Genomic DNA, 18887 nt, shown 5'->3' with positions numbered 1-18887 from the left:
TATATATTGACTTCCCGCTCTCTTGGAGTATGATAACTATAATAAATCTTTGTTGATTTGTGTTTTTTAGTGTTTCAGTTTATTAGTTCTTACGTCTATAGAATAGAGGCATTATGAACATCTTTGAAACGGAAATAAAGGCCAAGTCCATCCTCAATAATCCAAGCCCAAAGGAACTGCGCGAACTCGCCAAGAAGGACGAGATCACCACCGAATTCGGGAGCGCTTCTTACACCACCAAAATCAACTCCCGGAGCGCCAAGTTCACCGAAATCATCTTTGATAAGCCCACCCCCCAACAGGAAGAAACTATCTCCAAGGTCATGGAATATTTGAAGACCAAAGACCTGATTATGATAGAGCGCACCATGTGCCGGTCCAAGGAAATCGCGCTCGGCTGCCGTTATTACGTCACCAAGGAGTTCTCCCGGATTGCCTACGGCTGGGGCGAGACGCTCTTCCCAAAAACCAAGGATAACCCCTTCGGCGGAAACGCTCAGGGTAAACCTGATATGACCACCATTGATATCCCGGAATGGCCGGAGCGGAAGGTATTGGTGCACGCCGGTTTAAAGAAGACCTTTATCCTCGGAACGGATTACACCGGCGAGGTGAAGAAATCGTTCCTGCGCCTGGGGATGTGGATAGCCAAGCAAAAAGGCTGGCTCGGTTTCCACGCCGGCTCCAAGGAATTAATCGTCACTGGAAGTGACGGCAAGCTGGTAAGCAAAGGCGTTTTGCTCTTCGGGCTTTCCGGCACGGGAAAAACCACCCTTACCTGCCACCACCATTTCCTAAAGGGCGAGGAGACCGTTAAAATCCGCCAAGACGATGTCGTCTTCCTCAAAGACACCGGCTATTGCATCGGGACGGAAGACAATTTCTACATGAAGACCGAGGGCCTTTCGCCCACGCAGGACCCGCTCCTTTACAAGGCGGTCACCGCCCCGCACGCGGTGCTGGAAAATGTCTGGGTGGATAAAGCGACCGGCAAGGTGGATTTTACCAACTACCAGGTTACCTCCAACGGGCGCGCCATTGTCCGGCGTAAAGACATGGGTTATACGGATGACGCCATAGATATTCCTTACGCCAATATCCTGGTATTTATCTTCCGCCGGGCGGATATTATGCCGCCGGTGGCGAAGTTGTCGCTGGAGCAGGCGGCCGCCTTCTTTATGCTGGGCGAATCGGTCGAGACCTCGGCCGGCGACCCGACACAGGCGGGAAAACAAAAGCGCGTGGTCGGGACGAATCCCTTCATCATCGGGCCGGAAGAGGATGAAGGCAATATCTTTTATAATATCCTCAAAAAACGCGGGGATATCGAGGTATACGTCATGAATACGGGCAAGGTCGGCGGCGCGGAGGGTGCTAAAATTGGTGTCGTGGATTCGGCGAATATCATCAAGCATATTGCCAAAGGCGATATCAAGTGGAAGGAAGACCCGGACTGGCATTACCAGGTGCCGGAGCAGGTGCCCGATATGGACGCGAAGAAATTCGAGCCGAGGAATTATTACAAGCCTGAGGAGTATGGGAAGCTGGTCGCGGCATTGAAGGCGGAGCGCAAGGACTGGCTCAATACATTCAAGGGACTGAAGCAGGAAATCAAGGATTCGATTAAATAATAAGGAAGGAGGCAGGGCGTCCCGGGATTTACCGTGCGGGCATATAATTAAGTAAAGGAAATCTCTTTATTCTTGGGATTAAGCCTTAACAAGAACTCATCGCAAGGCAGGCATAAAATACCATTTTTCATTATGCGTTCCTTTCCGCGATAAACGAGATAAGCCTTGCTTTCCGGATAATCGTTTTTAAAACTGCTTAAGGTGCGCAAATCCTCCGGGCGTATGCGGGATGTGTTTTTTACCTCTATCGCCCAGAATGCCTCGCTCCCGTAAACCACGAAATCCACCTCCGAACCGGATGGGGTGCGCCAGTAGTAAAGCCTGTTCTTATCCCCCCGGTAAGAATTCCAGGCCGCCAGATGCTGCGCCACCAGCCCTTCCAAAGCCCCTCCTTCTATTTCTTCCGGTTTATCCAAAGGCCCGGAAGGCCTTAATGCCCTGAAAAGCCCGGCATCAAAGAAATAAAACTTGGGGTGAGAACTGACCGTTCTTTTGGCGCGTTTTGTGAAAACAGGCAGGCGCTGGGACAACAATAAATCCTCCAGAATTCCGATATATCCTTCCACGACTTTTCTTTCCACCGCGCACTCGCGGGCGACATTGCTGATATTAAGCACGGCGCCGTGTGAAAAGCTGGCCGCCTCCAAAAACCTGGAAAAATTGCCGATATTCCTGACCAGTCCTTCCATCTGGACTTCTTCCCGGACATACAAAGCCGCATAAGTTTTTAAAACGCTCTCGGCATCCCGTGCGGAGATAACCAGCGGCAACAAGCCATGTTTTAAAGCATTGCCTAAATTAAATTTCCCGCCCAGCTCAGCCGCCATAAAAGGATGGAACGTATTTTTGACAACCCGTCCGGCAAGCAAATCCGCGCCGGTTCGTTTTATTTTACGGGCATTTGAGCCGGTTAATATAAAGCGGGCCGGGTGCTTTTTTGAAATCAGCGAGTGGATTACGCTTAACAGTTCCGGGACTTTTTGGATTTCGTCAACGACCACGGTTTTATTGCCGGGATTAGCCGTGACAATTTCCCGCAACCTTTCGGGGTAGGCGCTGTAGGAACGGAAAATATCCGGTTCGAGCAGGTCTATCCAGAGCGCGTCCGGGCAGGTTTGCCTTAACCAGGTGGTTTTTCCCGTTCCGCGCGGTCCGAAAAGAAAAAAACTGTGTTTTGGCGGCTCAAATATTCTTGGTATTATCGTTTCCATATTAGGTCTTAAAATGGAATCAGTGATTCCAATAATAACAGGTGGCCGCCATCTTGTCAAGCATTTAATATCCGGCTGCGGAACGTCCTTGTAAAAGGGCCGGTTATCTTTGCGTAGTGGAACGGAGTCCCGATTCTCGGGGATGAAATCCACGTGAGATGCACCGCCCGGAGTAAAGCGATTCAGCTTTAGCCCCTTATTTATTAATTCCAAGCGGGCTAATTATCCGAAGTATTTACTGCGGAAAGAATCATATCAATCTGAATCCAATCAACTTTGGAACGGCTAAAGACTTTGCACCCCCATGGTGAACTGAAAATACCCCCCTCCCCCCACCATACCCTCCCCCCGGCCAAATTATTTAGCCTGGACGTTGAAATGATTTGATTTAGGGGCCAAAAGCGTTTAATTAAGCAAACTCATGAAATTTAGGCTACTTGAGGCAAATCTTTACCCCACCCCTCCCCACCATACCCCCACCCCCCTATAATTCTTTAATCCGGCACTCCAAATCAGTGGAAATGGGGTGCCCGAAGGAAAAGTATAAAAAGCAAGTGTTGAGTTCAGGATTGATTTTACGAAAATCAATATAATGCATCTAATAGCGAATTGAATTGTAGGTGGGGGCTGTCCTTGCAATTCGAGATTAAACCGATTGGCATCCCGAAAATGTCGGGATACATTCCATGAGAAATATGGGCGTCCCCGCGCTTCTACAATATAAAGTATGTTCAAGCGTCCCCGAAGCACAGCGGAGCGGGAAAGCGCAGCGGGGGGGTATCCCCGGGGGGTAGATACCCTATCTACCCCCCACCCCATTTTGCCGGATAGGGGGTTAGAAGAGCTGTAATACCCCTATGCCGGATTAACTATACCCCTACCTACGCTTAAGGATATCCCTGCCTAAGGGCAAGGACACCCCGGTTAAAGAAACCTCTCTACCCCCTTAATGAAATGAGACTACGCCGCCTTAGGTGCAGGATAGGGTTATTTCAGGCGTAGGATAGGGCATTACCGGGAACAGGACGTATAGCCTAGGGAAATGATATACTGGCTAACGGGAGTTTTAAAAAGCGGATTGGAATTGTTTTAATACTGCCTTGCAGCGGCGGGGCGGGGCTGATTCGGCCTGTCTGCCGCCCGCCTGGCTGGACGGGCAGGTAGCCATAGGCAGGCTCGTTTTAGGGGACGGGATCTGTTACTATTCTAACTATTTTATCAGAATCTAATACCTAAAAGCCCACCATTTTCAGTTGCATCAGTAAATGTTGCTTTTACATATTTATTAAAATTAAAATCGGAGTCAAAATCTTTTATTGGGATTGAATCTGAATTCATAGTGCAAATATACTGAAAACCACACGATCGGGATTCTTTTTCTGCTAGCTGTAAAGCTAAAGCTTTTTGTCGCTCATCAACTCCATCAAAAATAATACTATCATGTATAAGAAAGCCAGGCGTTGATTTCTTTTTAGCCCAAATATTAGCAAGCATTAAATCATAACAAAATATTTTCATGTTTTCTATTCCCTGACTACTCGATCTTTCAATAATAATATTAAAATCAAACCCTTTTTTCTTGAAATCAATCAATAAATTGCCGGGAGCGTCATAAAGTGCTTTTGAATTAGAATTGAATAATAAGATTGCTTTTTCTTTTTGACTTTTTCTTTCATTTAGATCAGTATTTGCGTATTGAAAAATTAATTCTTGCTCGACTATGTTTTCGCTTTTGCCCCGATCGAATTGCTTTAAACGCTCCAATCTAAAATTAACATCATTTAATTCAGATACGGTTTTTTGATGATTCTTTTGCAGTAAGGTGTATTCCTCTAGCGCTTTGTGTTTTTTTAAAATTTGCATTAATTCCGCACGCTTTTCAGATTGATTTTGTTTTTCTTGCTCTCTATTTATGATTAACTTTTGCAAACGGTTTATTTCCGAAGCTAAGAAATCTTTTCTGTTTGATACAACTTGTTTATGAAAAGACAAAACATCTTGAATACTTTTCGTAACTTCTTTAGGCAAAATCAACCCTGCTTCTTTATAAACACTGGTTACAGCCTCGGGATTACTGTCTATTTCATCTTTAAGGCTTGATTCATAGTATTCCAGAAGTTTTTTATCAGTTATATTAAGGTTAATTAAAGCATGAATATTATCCGTTAGCCCATTGGATTCGTCTTCAATTTTGCTGTATTGAGGATGAACTTTAAAATCATCTAAATTTTTACTTTCTTGCTTTGTTTGATCTTCCAGTCTAATCTTCAAGGCTTCTAATTTCCCTATTGTTCCTATAAGGTCAGAAAGTATGCCTGATTGCGCTTCTTGTTTTATTTGTTCAAGAGCATTTAACTTATCTTTAAGTAATTGTAGTTTAGCAGAAAACTCCCAGCCAAGCTCAAGCAAGAAAGCGTTATTTACTTGTCTATCCCATTCATGTTGCTTTTTGTAATTCTGGAATGCTTCAAGAAAGCCACCATGATGACTATTGCGCCTTATTATATAGGACAACAAACTTCTAAAAGTTGGCGTATATTTTATATCTTCAGGAGGGTTTAATCCGAACATTAGAATCCCTAACAGGGTATTCCAATTATTGCGAGACATCATTTGTTCGCCAGTTTTTTTATGCGTATCTGGTTTTAATGGCCAACTTGAACAATCTCCATTAATTATAATTTCATTCGGTTTCGAAGTGTTTCTGGCTATAGAATATTTATTGTTCATTAAATCTAACTCTAAAATAAAAGTCCATCCATTCATATTAGGTTGACTCAATGTTCCACCTTTGTTCGCTCCCAAGCAAAAATGAATAATTTCTATGAGTGTAGATTTACCTAATCCATTTCTTGAATCCCTTTTAGTTGATTCTTTGGTTCTATCTGCAAGAATAACATTAAATCTTGGATTAAATTCGATACTTTTAAAAGAAGGCTTATCAGACTTAATTGAATAAATCATGCTTTTATCCTTTGGAGTAATCCATCGTTAAAATCAATGATTCCAATCATAAATAAGAAGTCTAAACCTAATATAAACCTATCAAAAGTTTTTACTTCTGCGAAAGAATGTACTTTAGACCATAATGCACTTACGGTTTGAGGACTATTAAGATTACGTAAAATAATTGCGCCAATGTTTAATAATGAATCAGAAAGCTTAATATGCTTACTCGGCAAAATCACCTTTCAAATACCTCGCATTTTTCAAACAAATAAACCAATACGGCTAACCCCGCTGCTTGTTTATCAAAATCAGTATTATTAGAAGAAGCAAAATCATGTAAAGCGAAGAACAAAGAATCTCCGATAAGCTTATCTTCATTCTTTAGTTTAACATAGGCGGATACAAAACCTGCTTTTAACTTGTCCGGAAAATCAGATTTTAGTTTCGCCATTTCTCCTATAAATTCTTCCACTTCTTTTGATTTAACGAGTCCTAACATTATTCGCTCATGACTTTTTTGGCTCAAACTATTCTTTTGGATTTTTTCTTGAAGAGGGATTAGCGTAAGATCAATAGATTGCGGTATTGATGTAGACAATATAGCTGAAGTTGTCATCTCCAGTTCAAGAAATCCGATTGACGGAATGTCTATAGCAAGTTTATTTGTGACCCACTTTTCGTGGTCTACTTTCCATTGTTTAAGTTGTTCTGGAGTATATGTATTAGGTTGAACGTCTATGGTGTCATGGTGAGTCCCACATAACAATATCCAGTTATTATAACAATCACGTTCTTTGGAAGTCATATCAGGTTTCGCTCTTGGCCCTTTATCAGCGTGTGCATAAATATGCGATATTTTACCTATGGGTTTTGTTGGATCTTTACTCGTTGCTTCTACCACGCATTTTTCTCTACAATTTGGAAAAGAACATCTGGCGGCTGCCAATCCCCATAAAAGTTTTAAATCAGGGTCAGGATATTTACGAGTACCGTTTGGCATAAGCTTTTTATACTATTTTTTATTCGTTAGTACTCAATTATCCGCGTTTTATTTATTTGCCATCTTCCCCGTAACCACCTGCGATAAATCAGTAATTCCGTGGACGCCTCGTAATCCCCGCTTTTATTCTTAACCAAGATTATATAACCGCAAATGGAAGTTTGGTCTCACTTCTCCCGCATAGCGGGATTCGGGGACGCCTAAAATATATCATTTTTATTAGTAGAGGCGCAAGGAAATTTCGATGTGCTGCCGACAGGATTAACCACAAAGACGCAAAGTTTATTTAGCTCTATTGGGGGCAATTGTCCCTTCTCCCTTTACTTTGACCAGCCCCGTCACTTTTGGCCAGAACGATCAACGATATTTTACACAGGTAGGGTCGGGACGCCGAATTAACTGATAACCTGTTTTTATATATCAATCGTCAATGGCATGACGAGATACACATAGTCCTTGCCCCATTTAAAGACTGCCGGGGAGGTTTTTTCCTTGAACTCTATCGCCAGGTTGCCTTCCCCCAAGACCCTCAAAGCGTCTATAAAGAAATCCGGATTAAAGACGATTTCAAAAGGCTCGCCTTTGTATTTCGCCTCCACCTCCACCTTTGCCTCGCCCACTTCTTGGGTCTTACTGAGCAAGCTTAACTTGTTGTCCTTCAGGATAAACTTGGTCGCCTTGAATTTATCCGTGGTGACCACGGTTGCCCTTCTTAAAGCGCTGTGCAAATCCTCGCTCTTCATTTCCAGGACCTTGTTCCCGTCAGTCGGGATGATGCTTTCGTAATCCGGAAAAGCGCCGTCCACCAGCCGCGAGAAGATAATCGTTTCCGGATGCTTTTCCTTTGCGGGGGAAAGGCATATTTTTATCAGGGTATCGTCTATCGCGATTTTCAGCTTGTGGTCGTCCCGGATGACGCGCTCCAGTAGCATCATTCCCTTGCTCGGGACAATGACCTTTTTATCCTGCTCCACGCTCTGCTCCGAGCGGTGCTTTATGAACGCCAGCCTCTTGCCGTCGCTTCCGACCATTCTTATTTCTTTCTTCCTGATTTCCACCAGTATGCCGGTTAAGGCATAGCGGGTGATTTCCGCCGAGGTGGCGAATATCGTCTTATGTATCATTTCCCTTACGCCTTTGGGCTCCATATCAAACGCCTTAGCGGAGTCGAATGCCGGGAACTCCGGGTAATCCACAGGGTCGGGCCCGACCAGCTTATATTCGCCTTCCTTGGTTGTAATGCTGGCGATATTATTCCTGGTTTCTATCTTGATATTTTCGTCCGCGGTTTCCCTTAAAAGAGCGCCCAGCCGCATGGTCGGGATGAGCAAACTGCCTTTATCCTTTACCTCCGCTTTTATCTCCACCTTTATGCCCACCTCTAAATCAGTTCCGATGATATAGAGGCTGGAGCCTTCCGCGGTAAGATTGATATTCTGCAATACCGGAACGGTGCTTCTGGTGGGAATGACGACATTAACCATGCTGAACGCGTCAAGCAAATCGTTTCTTTTACAAACTACCTTCATACTAATTACTCCTTATTAATATATATAATTATTCTTATTATCTTCCCCTCGTTCGGGGAGTAACGTTCCTTAGTTACGTAATCTATGGACCTACAACCAAACGGCGCTGTTAGCGGCCGGTGGATAACCGGGCGAATCCGATTTTTCATTTGCCCTAATCCGAAAACATGGGGAGAAATGCGGAAAACTCCCGCCTTTTCCCACAGGGTTTCAACCGTTTATCCTCCTTGTTTCACGTTCTTGGTCAGCTGGTTTAAAGTCGCCGTAAACTGGCGGTCTTTATGGGCACGCTGCTTTATTTTCTCCACCGAATACATCACCGTGGAGTGGTCTTTGCCCCCGAACGCCGCTCCGATTTCTTCAAGCGAGAGCGAAGTCAAAGACCGCGCCAGGTAAATACCGATTTGCCGCGGGACGGAAACGGATTTGACGCGCTTCTTGGACTGCAAATCCGATATCTTGACGTTAAAGAACTTGCTGATGACTTCCTGTATCTGCGGGATGGTGACCGGGAAGGCGGAAACGCCTATCAAATCACGCAGGGAATCCTTTGCCAGCGCCAGGTCAATCGGTTTCTTGGTCGCCTCGGCGAAGCCAATGACGTTTTTAAGGGCGCCTTCCAAATCGCGGATGTTCGATTCCACGCTGGAGGCGATAAAATCGCAGACGTCGTCCGGCACGGCCTTTTTCATCCACTCGGCAGTCTGCTTGATAATCGCCATGCGCGTTTCAAAGGTCGGCGAATCCAGCCGCGCCACCTGCCCCCATTTAAAGCGGGAGACCAGCCGGTCTTCCAAAGTCGGGATATCCTGAGGCGGAGAATCGCTGGAAAGTATAATCTGCTTCTGGGCGTTGTGGAGCGCGTTAAACGTATGGAAGAATTCCTCCTGGCTTGCCTGCTTTTCGCCCGCGCCCAGGAAGTGGATATCGTCTATCACCAAAACATCGACCGAGCGGTATTTATTGCGGAAAGCGTCGTAGCCGCCGGAGCGGACCGCGGAGATATAGTCATTGACAAACCCTTCGCAGGAGAGATAATAAATGGAATATTCCGGGCGCTTGGCGAGGATATAATGGCAGGCGGCCTGCAGCAGATGGGTTTTGCCGAGGCCCACCGAGCCGTGGATAAAGAGCGGGTTGTATGCCTTGCCCGGGTTTTCCGCCACCGCCATGCTCCAGGCGTGCGCCAGCCGGTTGCACGGGCCGACCACGAACTGCTCGAAGGTATATTTGGAGTTAAGCGTCCCGCCCTTGGGCCGGTTGGCGTTTGCCACCGGCGGTTTCGCTTCCGGCGCGGGCTTATGGGGCTTGGGGGCTTTCGGGTCGTGGCCGGATTCCTTAGCCGCGGATTCAAAGAGCGTGCCCTGGTAATCCGACGGTATCTTAAAGATGATTTTCGGCTGGATTCCCAGGACTTCTGAAACGGTTTTGGCGATTAAATCCTTATAATGCTTTTCGTACCAGTTGCGGAAGTAATCGTTGGGTAGCGGAATCTCGAGCGTCCCGTTTTCCGTCTGCAGGAATTCGAGCGACTTCATCCAGGAAGCCGCCTCGTCCGGAGGCAGTTTGCCCCGGATTTCCTTATAAATCTTGTCTTTCAGTTCCGGTGTCAGGGCTTTCATGTTACCTTATTTTGAATTTGATAAGCCAAGCGAACCGGTATTATTCCTTACAAATCAGGAATAGTCAAGAAAATCTTGACAGAAGCCGTTCCGATATATATAGTATTGGTTTTCTATATTCCCGGAAAAATGGGAATAACGGAGCAAAATATGGCAAAAAAAGAAGTAATGGTGAAAATAAAACTGCAGGCGCCCGGCGGCCAGGCAACCCCGGCACCACCGGTCGGCCCGGCTTTAGGACAGCACGGAGTTAATATCGGCGAATTCGTCAAGCGCTTCAACGACCAGACCAAGAGCGCGCAAGGCCTCGTAACGCCGGTAATCGTTACGGTTTATAAAGACCGGACATTTGATTTTATCGTCAAGACGCCGCCCGCCTCGGTCCTTTTAAAGAAGGCGGCCGGAATCGCCCAGGGCTCTGCCGAGCCGCATAAGGTCAAGGTCGGCAAGGTGACCAAGGCGCAGTTAAAGGAAATCGCCCAGGTAAAACTCAAGGATTTGAATACGACCGATATCGAAAAAGCCTGCAAGGTCATAGAAGGGACCGCCCGCAATATGGGCATAGAGGTGGTGGGGTAATATGGAAAAAGTAAAGCTTACCAAAAGGCAGAAGAAAGTCCAGGAGAAATACGAAGCCGCCGGCGGCGCCACGAAGCAATACGAGACAGCCGAAGCGGTAAACGTCTTAAAAAGCCTTCCCCCGGTCAAGTTCGACCAGACCGTGGAAATGGCGATAAATCTGGGAATCGACCCGAAGAAAAGCGACCAATTAATCCGCGGCGCGGTTACCCTTCCCAAAGGAATCGGTAAGACCAGGAAGGTAATCGTCTTCGCGGCGGGCGACGATGCCAAAGCGGCGCGCGATGCCGGAGCGGATGAAGTGGGTTTCGAAGACTTAATGAAAAAGGTGCAGGACGGCTGGACGGATTTTGACGTGGCTATCGCGCCTCCGAGCATGATGAAGAACATCAGCCGGCTCGGCAAGGTCTTGGGGCCGCAGGGGAAGATGCCCTCACCCAAGAACGGCACGGTCAGCGAAGATATCAAGAACGCGGTCAAGGAATTCAAGGCCGGCAAGGTCGAATTCCGTTGCGACGCGCTGGGCATCATCCACGTGCCGGTTGGGAAACTTTCCTTCAGCGTGGAAGATTTGAAGAACAACGTGGAATCGTTCCTGGAACACATTCAATCCCTAAGGCCCACCTCGGCTAAAGGGATATTCATAAAGAAGGTCACTCTCTCGGCGACGATGAGCCCCGGGTTCCAGCTGAAATACGTCGCGGCGAAGTAGAACGGAAGGGACTTCACCGCAGCCGCCCACAAGGGCGAGCCTCGCCAAAGGCGGGAGGGCACAGAGGGAAAAATTACTTTGTTTCCGGATTAGGAACAATGCTTTTTGCGTTACGCCATCGCTTCAAAGTCACAAAGAGTATCCATAAATTCCACACAGCAAAAAACACGTATCCTTGAGAAAGAAAAGTGTAATCTATTTTATCGTAAGGGTTATCCTGATAATAAAAATAAAATGATGGAGAGAGACGAATTCTTATATAACATGCATAATGGAGAATAAAAACTATTAGGAAACCAACCCACTCTTTTTTAAAGTCGGAGAATAAATCAATAATGTAACCATATAATACAGGTGTTATGAGTAAGCAAGAGAAAAATATCATATTAGCAAAAAATCCCGGATCAGAAGTATTTAGAATAAGAGACAACAATAAGCTAAATGGCGCATTGAAAAGATTAAATAATATATAATTCCCGTGCCCTAATCCCGTGCTCTCGAACATTATATAAGTCCAGAAAGGGACGAGAATAAGCCCGGTAATAGTGAGCAGTCTTTTTGATTTAAACATATCTAATTTTCTCTGTGCCCTCTGTGACTCTGTGGCGAATCAAAGCATTTACTGCCGTTTGATTGTCACGGGCTTCCTGAGATACGTTTCCAAGACGCGCGGCACCCACGGCTCCAAGGACGTCTTTCCTTCGGAGAGCTTTACCGCAATCTCAACCGCGCCTTTCTCGTCCTTATAAGAGAGAATCGTTTCCGTCGGGAAGACCTCTTTCAGGATTTTATCGATATCGGATTTCTTGTATTTGGGCGCCTCTTTTTCGCAGGGTTTGCATTTGACGCAGATATTCTTATTGTATTGCCAGTAAAGCGAGGGCGAGGGAAGCTTGCAGGCGTATGCCATGGCGCATTTGGTCGAGCGCAGGGCAACCATCTTGAGATTATGTGCAAGCGTGACGACTTTATCCTCCAGGTCCTTGGTATAAATATAGCGCTGTTTGTCGCCGATATTCGGGATGCGGTTGGCGATTTCCGAGACATCCGCCTTGGCATCCTTCATCCGGTTAAGAATCGGGAGCGTTATCCTAAAACCCCCACCGACCACTCCGATGGCGCCGGCCTTCTTGGCGAGCTTTAGGATTTCCTCAATCTCTTCGGTGACAATGCCCGGTATCAGCGGCCTTAAATAGAGGAACACTTTATAGCCTGCCTTGGAAAGATTGGCAATGCTCTGGAAGCGCTCTTCCGGCGGCGGCGCCTTGGGCTCGAGTTTCGCCGCGTTCTTAAGCGTGGTGATGGTGACCAGAGGGCTGACCAGCTTATGCTTCAGCGAGCCTTTTATCTTTTTAGCCAGTTCGGGCGTAATGAACATCTTGGTCGAAAACTGTATCGGGTTGCCCAGGTACGCGGATATCGCCTTGAAATAGCCGAGCGTATTTTCCAGAAGGCTTGGCAGGAAGGGCTCCGAGACATGCCCGAATGCCAAGGGCGTGCCGTATTCGCCGGGAATGAATTCCTTATTTTCCAGGAGCGCCCAGCAGAGCTGTTCCCCGGAAAGGTTTAAGGGTTCCGGCTCTTTAAAGGCGAACGGGTCGCTTTTCTGCGCCGAGGGCGATTCCATGCTCTGGATATAGCAATAAGTGCAGGCAAAGGGGCAATTATTCCCGCTGATAACCGGGAGCAAGGTGACGCATTTCTGCCGCCAGGCGTGGAAATCGCCTTTGGCCTGCTCGATGGTTTCGTGTGTGAGCTTCTTTTCCAGCTTCTTTTTTATGTCCAACCGGTTTATATACATAAAAGTTTATTCTGTCATTGCGAGCGACTATAAGGAGCGTGGCCCCATTCTGGGACTCCCTATTATCGGGTGTCCCCGAAACGAAGTCGAGCGGGGCAATCTCTGTTTTATTCAGGGAAAACGAGATTGCTTCGTCGTTCCACTCCTCGCAATGACATTTATGAAATTCCTCTTCTTTAATAAAAGGGATTTATTTTTAGCTAAACTGCCTGGTTAGCTTCTGCCAGGCGTCTTTAAGCGAATTCAGGGATTCGTTGATAATCAGCTTTTTATCAAGCCCGGTAACGCGCAGCATTTTCACCGGGGCGGTTTCGCCGATAAAGGCGAAGGCGCAATCCTTTAGCGCAGATTCAAAGTCTTTGCGGTGTTTCGGGGAGACCTCGGCCAGGAAGCGTGAATTAGATTCCGAAAAAAGAATAACGTCGTTTTCTTTAATGGCATTATCGCAAGGCACTTTGGAAATGTCTATCTTAGCGCCGATTTCTCCGGCAAATGCCATTTCCGCCAGGGTAACTGCCAGCCCGCCTTCGGAAAGGTCGTGGCAGGCGCGGACAAACCCGTTCTTTATAGCGGATGATAACGCTAGCATAGTCTTCCTGCCTTCCGCGGCGTTGACCACCGGGACGGAATTCCCGATATATTTTAGAAGCTCGTAATAATGCGAGCCGCCCATCTCTTCTTTGGTTGCCCCGATAATGTAGATGAGATTTCCCGGCTCCTTAAAATCCATGGAAACGGTTTTACGGACGTCGTCAATCACCGAGATGGCGGAGATAAGCAATGTATGAGGGATGGCAATACTTTTCCCCTTGGTAAAGAACTCGTTATTCAGGCTGTCTTTTCCGGAGATGAAAGGCGTCCCGTAAACTTTGGAGATATCATAACAGGCGCGCGATGCGCGGACCAGTGCGCCCAGGCGGTCGGGCTTATTGGTATTGCCCCAGGCGAAGTTATCCAGAAGCGCGGTCCGTTCAAGGTCGCCGCCCACGGCAACGATATTTCTCAACGCCTCGTCGATTGACGAAGCGGCCATATGGTAGGGATCGATCTCGCTGTATTTCGGGTTCATCCCGTTTGAAACGACCACGCCTTTATATGAATTAAGCAAGGGGCGGCTCACGCAGGCATCCGAAGGGCCGTCGTTCTTTATTCCGGCAAGCGGCTTTAAAACACTGCCGCCCTGCACTTCGTGGTCGTATTGACGGATAATCCATTCCTTGCTGGCGATATTCGGCATGGCAAGAATCTGTTTAAGAGTTTTGCCGTAATTATTGACTCGGTTAGTTTTCCCGCTTGAGAAGCGGCGCGGCTCTTTATGTTTCGGCAGAGACCATTCGGCCTTCCTGAAGAATTTAGGGCCGCCGTGATGGAGGAATTCCATCTCTAAATTAGCCACTTCCTTACCGTTGTATTTCAGGACAAGCCTTTTATTTCCGGTGAATCGGCCGATAAAGGTGGCGTCCACGTTTTCCCTTTGGAATATCTCCAGTATTTTATCCTTATGGATTACCGGGACGGACATGACCATGCGTTCCTGCGCCTCGGAAATCCAGATTTCCGTGTAAGAAAGCCCCTGGTATTTTAGGGGGACTTTTTCCAGGTCGACTTCCACCCCGGTTTCTTCGCCCATTTCGCCGATGGCGGAAGACAATCCGCCGCCGCCGCAATCCGTAATGGCGGTATATAAATTCCGGTCGCGCGCCTGAAGGACGGTATCGGCGACCTTTTTCTCCATGATGGCGTTGCCGATTTGGACGGCGATTGATGAGACCTCTTCGGATTTTTCAGTCAGCTCCGCCGAAGCGAAAGTGACGCCGTGGATGCCGTCGCGCCCGGTCCGCCCGCCGACGAGCAATATTAAATCGCCCGCCCGGACTTTTTTGGCGCATTTATCCTTGGGCATCAAGCCGACATTGCCGCAATAGACGAGGGGATTCCCGGTGTAGCGGTCGTCGAAATAGACCGCGCCGTTGGGGGTGGGGATTCCCATGCGGTTGCCGTAATCGCGCACGCCGGCGACCACGCCTTTCATAATCCGTTTGGGATGCAAGACGCCGGCTGGCAATTTATTATGCGGCAGGTCGGGCAGGCCGAAGCAGAAAACATCCGTATTCAGTATCGGCTTGGCTCCTAATCCGCAGCCGAGCGTATCGCGGATAACGCCGCCGATTCCGGTACCGGCGCCGCCGTAAGGCTCGATTGCCGAAGGATGGTTGTGCGTTTCCACTTTAAAGGTCAGTGCGTTCTTATCGTCGAAATCTATGATTCCGGCGTTATCCTTGAAAACGGAAATGCACCAGGGCTTCTTTATTTCCAGCGTTGCCTTCATGATGGTTTGCTTTAGGATATTTTCAATCTGCTCGGTTTTCTTTTGCGCGCCGGCGCCTTCGGTGTATTCAATCAGCCCCATGAGTGTTTTGTGTTTGCAGTGCTCGCTCCAGGTCTGGGCGATGGTATCCAGCTCGACATCAGTCGGGTCGCGGTCGATGGATTTGAAATAATCCTGTATCGTTTTCAGTTCCTGCTCGTTCAGGGAAAGCTGGAGGTCTTTGTTTATTTTCATCATCGCGTCCATGGCCATCTTGCGCCAGGGCAGGATATTCAGCCTGAATTCGTAAGGATTGCCGATGGTTATTTTATCCAGGGACATCGGACCGTAATGGATATCGTCGATGACTTCGTTTGCCAGGATTTTCCGGGCGATTTGTTCCCGCTGGGCGGGTGTGATTTTTCCCTGTAGGATAAACTGCCGTCCGGTGCGCAGGACTGTCGCGTTTATTTTCAGGTCGGCAATTGCCTTCAGGGCGCTTGCCTCGACCGGGTCCATCACGCCGGGCTTGTGGAGAACGGTAATAAGAGTGCCGGTTGTGGAACGCGGAATCCGGACAGCTGATTTTTCGGATTTCCATTCCCCATTCGCAATTCGCCATTCATAATTAGAAGTGACCGGGTCGGAAAGAAGCCTTTGGGCAATCAGGTTGACCTGTGATTCGCTTGCTTCGGTTTCGATAAAATAAAGCTGGGTGAAAAGGACGCTCTTAACGGATTTAATGCCGAGATCTATGATATCCGCTTTGATACCGGCGCTTACCGGGTCAGCCTGTCCACGTTTGGTTTCAACATTAATCTGATATAACATATAGTTAAATCCTTGCCACAGAGTCACAGAGAACCCAGAGATTATTAGTATTTCCTCTCTGTGAACTCAGTGTCTCGGTGGCTAATCCTGATTCATAAGTAAATATTTTTATCCCAAATACGTTTCCAAGTCAAAGAATTTCAGCCTCGCATAGCGGGGCCGGATCCCCGCCAGTCTGGCGAGGTTCGCTTGCGGGCGACGCCTTTAGCGGATATGAAGGGGTAATTAACCTGGGTGCGGGATTATAGCCAATAGCTTTTAATCTGCCTTTTCCTCATGGTTTTTGCTTTATAAAGCGCCTTGTCGGCTGTTGACAGAAGTTCTTCTTCCGTGAGAATGTTTTTCTCTTTAGAAAGCGTACTTATCCCGAAACTGGCGGTAATCCGGTAGAATCCTTTCCCGCTCCGCTGAGAAGGAACGAGGGGCGCTTTTATATTGGTGAATTTATGGTTTTTTAAGTGGTCGTATAAACGGGTGGCTTTAAGCAAAGCCCCCTTTGAATTCGTTTCCGGAAGAATAATAGCAAACTCATCGCCTCCATAACGGCAGACGACATCAATTTTACGGCTGTGTTTTTTGAGGAACTGGGCGACTTCGGTTAAAATAATATCTCCCTGGTTATGGCCGGAGGCATCATTGATTTGCTTGAATTTGTTAAGATCTATCAGGAAAAGCGATAACGCGCGGCGGTAACGAAGTGCGCGATCGGTCTCTTCTTTTATCATCCGTTCAAAATAGCGGCGGTTATAAATCTGGGTCAACTCGTCTATAATTGATTGCATCTCCAGGATTTTATCCATCCGCAGGCTTTCGGTAAGAAGCCCCAGAATAGACCCGATTGTCTCGACGATATCCTCGTAGCTTTTCTTGGTTACCGGGTTATTGTCCATGAGTTCCTTTTCCTTCTGGTCCATGATGATACGCACCACGCCGATAATCTGGCGCAAGCCCCGTAGGGGCAATAAGATTTCCGTATCTTTTTGGTAACGGGCGATTTCCCCGCGGGCGACCAGGGCGAAATGATGGGAACCGTGAATATTAATAATAGAAGGGGGCAAACCGGTTTTTTCCTTACGCATCATCTTGCTGCATTCGGAAAGCTTTAACCTGCCTCCCAGCAGGAAATAAATAGCCGCATCTTTGTAAGAAAGCCCTTCTTTTGCGCATAACAACTTTATGGCCCCCTTGCAGAGTTCCGCTTCGCTTTTGCTTTTGAGGAGCGCGGCGGTTATCAAGGGAACGTTCTTTATCTTTTCGGTCAAAGCCAGGAGTCGGTTGCCGGCAAAGGCGATTTCGGTTATTTTTTCCCGCAAGGCTTTTTCCAGGCGCAACCTTTCGCTGATATCGCGCGCCGAGCCGATAGTCACTTCCTTGTCGCCTATCTTCGTCCGGTGGACGCTAAGCTCGACCGGTTTTATATCGCCGTGCTTTGTCAGCATTTCGAATTGGTAGCGTTCCCGCGCAATCCCTTTGTCTATTGCCGATCGCTTGCTGATTAAAACCGGCCGGGAGTTCGGTGGCGTCAAATCCGACGACTTCAGCTTTCCGACCAGCTCTTCTTTTGAATAGCCGGATAATTCCAGAAATGCCCGGTTGGCTTCCATAAAAACCTGGCTTTTTAAATCCAGGACATACTGCGGGTCGTTGGAATTATCAAAAAGCAATTGAAATAATTCGGGTCCGATGGAAGAACGCGTATCTTCGAATTCCATAATGGAATAAGTCGTGTCCGATATGGGACGCCTATTCTTTGCGGTGCGTGCGGAAGGATACCATCTGATGAGCCTTTCCGGAATTGGTTTGCCATCGAGTTTTATTTTCGGGGAAAACATAATGCCGTCCATATGGCAGGGTGCTTTTACCTTGCCGCCCATGCTTACGTTGTCTCCCAGTGCGATATGGGCCATATTGATTGCTTTTTCGTCTTCCAGTATATTCCCGACTACTTCGGCGTTCGGATTGGTGCCTATTCCCAGTTCGGCGATATTCCTGGCAAGCGGACCCAAGGGGTCGATGATTTTCCTTAGTTCCGTAGAATCAATCTGCTCGGCCAACCCGTTTTTAACGGTGATTTTAATGGGCTTTTTTAAGCGGCCGATTCCGGAGATGCTTCCGTCTACGACGATAATACCGTTGGCGGTGCCCTCCATCGGCGCCAGGTATACTTCTCCGGCTGGGAGATTCCCGAAAGCGCTCGGCGTATCTAAAATGCCGCTGTCGACATGCGGCGCGCGACCGGTTATTTCCATGGAAAGGTTTGTCCCGCCGGGCGTGGTTATTTCCACTCGTTTGGTTTTCTTCAGCTCTTCGCTTAAGGAAAATCCGTGGCGGAACATTTCATCATAATCAACTTTAAGCAATTGTTCCAGCCTTTTAGCATCCGCACCGGGCATGCTGGCAATCCTGGTTTTCCGTTCGGAGGCGCAGGCCAGCCGGCGGGCCTGGGTGTGGCTTAAAGACTTTCCGGTGACCAGAAGCGCGATATCGGCGTTCTTCATCGCCTCGGCTATCGATTGAGGAGGCTCCTCGCCGTTTATCGAGCGGGGTTTCATGGAATTAAGGACAACTTCTATCCCGAGCTCTTTTATTTTGTTGTAGAACGCAGACCCTAAATCCCAGAGCGTGTCGTCCGTTACGACCAGGACGGTTTCGCCCTTTTTATAACCCATGCAGTTGTAAAGGACTAACTGGACAGTTTCCTGGCTGAGCATAAG

The 18887-nt window shown here is 47.6% G+C and carries 11 protein-coding genes; 3 read left to right on the top strand and 8 right to left on the bottom strand.

From position 1 onward, the window contains the following. Positions 1-113: 113 nt before the first annotated feature. Positions 114-1631 (top strand): phosphoenolpyruvate carboxykinase, encoded by a 1518-nt coding sequence (locus tag HY811_06225; protein MBI4834395.1) that lies wholly within the window; start codon positions 114-116, stop codon positions 1629-1631. Positions 1632-1678: 47 nt separating this feature from the next. Here the strand turns inward: HY811_06225 and HY811_06220 are convergent, their stop codons facing one another. The 5 genes from HY811_06220 to dnaA form a co-directional block, all read right to left on the bottom strand. Continuing rightward, positions 1679-2842, bottom strand: a complete 1164-nt coding sequence (locus tag HY811_06220; GenBank protein MBI4834394.1) for an ATP-binding protein — start codon at positions 2840-2842, stop codon at positions 1679-1681. 1218 nt (positions 2843-4060) lie between these two features. Further along, positions 4061-5806 carry a DUF2326 domain-containing protein gene (locus HY811_06215; GenBank protein ID MBI4834393.1) on the bottom strand — a complete coding sequence of 582 codons (1746 nt, stop codon included), beginning with the start codon at positions 5804-5806 and terminating at the stop codon, positions 4061-4063. A gap of 220 nt (positions 5807-6026) precedes the next feature. After that, entirely contained in the window at positions 6027-6791 is a 765-nt protein-coding gene (locus HY811_06210; protein MBI4834392.1) for an HNH endonuclease, read from the bottom strand. Between the two features lie 413 nt (positions 6792-7204). After that, positions 7205-8320, bottom strand: a complete 1116-nt coding sequence (dnaN, locus tag HY811_06205) for a DNA polymerase III subunit beta (protein ID MBI4834391.1) — start codon at positions 8318-8320, stop codon at positions 7205-7207. 218 nt (positions 8321-8538) lie between these two features. Beyond that, positions 8539-9942, bottom strand: a complete 1404-nt coding sequence (gene dnaA, locus HY811_06200) for a chromosomal replication initiator protein DnaA (GenBank protein MBI4834390.1) — start codon at positions 9940-9942, stop codon at positions 8539-8541. Positions 9943-10092: 150 nt separating this feature from the next. Here dnaA and rplK point away from each other — a divergent pair, with 150 nt between their 5' ends. Together rplK and HY811_06190 are read left to right on the top strand one after the other, a co-directional pair. Beyond that, positions 10093-10521: a 50S ribosomal protein L11 gene (gene rplK / locus HY811_06195; GenBank protein ID MBI4834389.1), complete on the top strand. Its 429-nt coding sequence runs from the start codon at positions 10093-10095 to the stop codon at positions 10519-10521. A gap of 1 nt (position 10522) precedes the next feature. Further along, positions 10523-11233: a 50S ribosomal protein L1 gene (locus HY811_06190; protein MBI4834388.1), complete on the top strand. Its 711-nt coding sequence runs from the start codon at positions 10523-10525 to the stop codon at positions 11231-11233. A gap of 619 nt (positions 11234-11852) precedes the next feature. Here HY811_06190 and HY811_06185 read toward each other — a convergent pair. From HY811_06185 to HY811_06175, 3 genes are all read right to left on the bottom strand, one after another. Continuing rightward, a complete protein-coding gene (locus tag HY811_06185) occupies positions 11853-13034 on the bottom strand; it encodes a radical SAM protein (GenBank protein ID MBI4834387.1) in 1182 nt (393 codons plus the stop codon). 196 nt (positions 13035-13230) lie between these two features. Then, positions 13231-16173, bottom strand: a complete 2943-nt coding sequence (gene purL / locus HY811_06180) for a phosphoribosylformylglycinamidine synthase subunit PurL (protein MBI4834386.1) — start codon at positions 16171-16173, stop codon at positions 13231-13233. 242 nt (positions 16174-16415) lie between these two features. Further along, positions 16416-18884: a diguanylate cyclase gene (locus HY811_06175; GenBank protein MBI4834385.1), complete on the bottom strand. Its 2469-nt coding sequence runs from the start codon at positions 18882-18884 to the stop codon at positions 16416-16418. Between the last annotated feature and the right edge of the window lie 3 nt (positions 18885-18887).

It is taken from the genome of Planctomycetota bacterium, from assembly GCA_016207825.1.
Classification (GTDB): domain Bacteria; phylum Planctomycetota; class MHYJ01; order JACQXL01; family JACQZI01; genus JACQZI01.
This window is presented reverse-complemented; position numbering and strand designations above follow the sequence as displayed.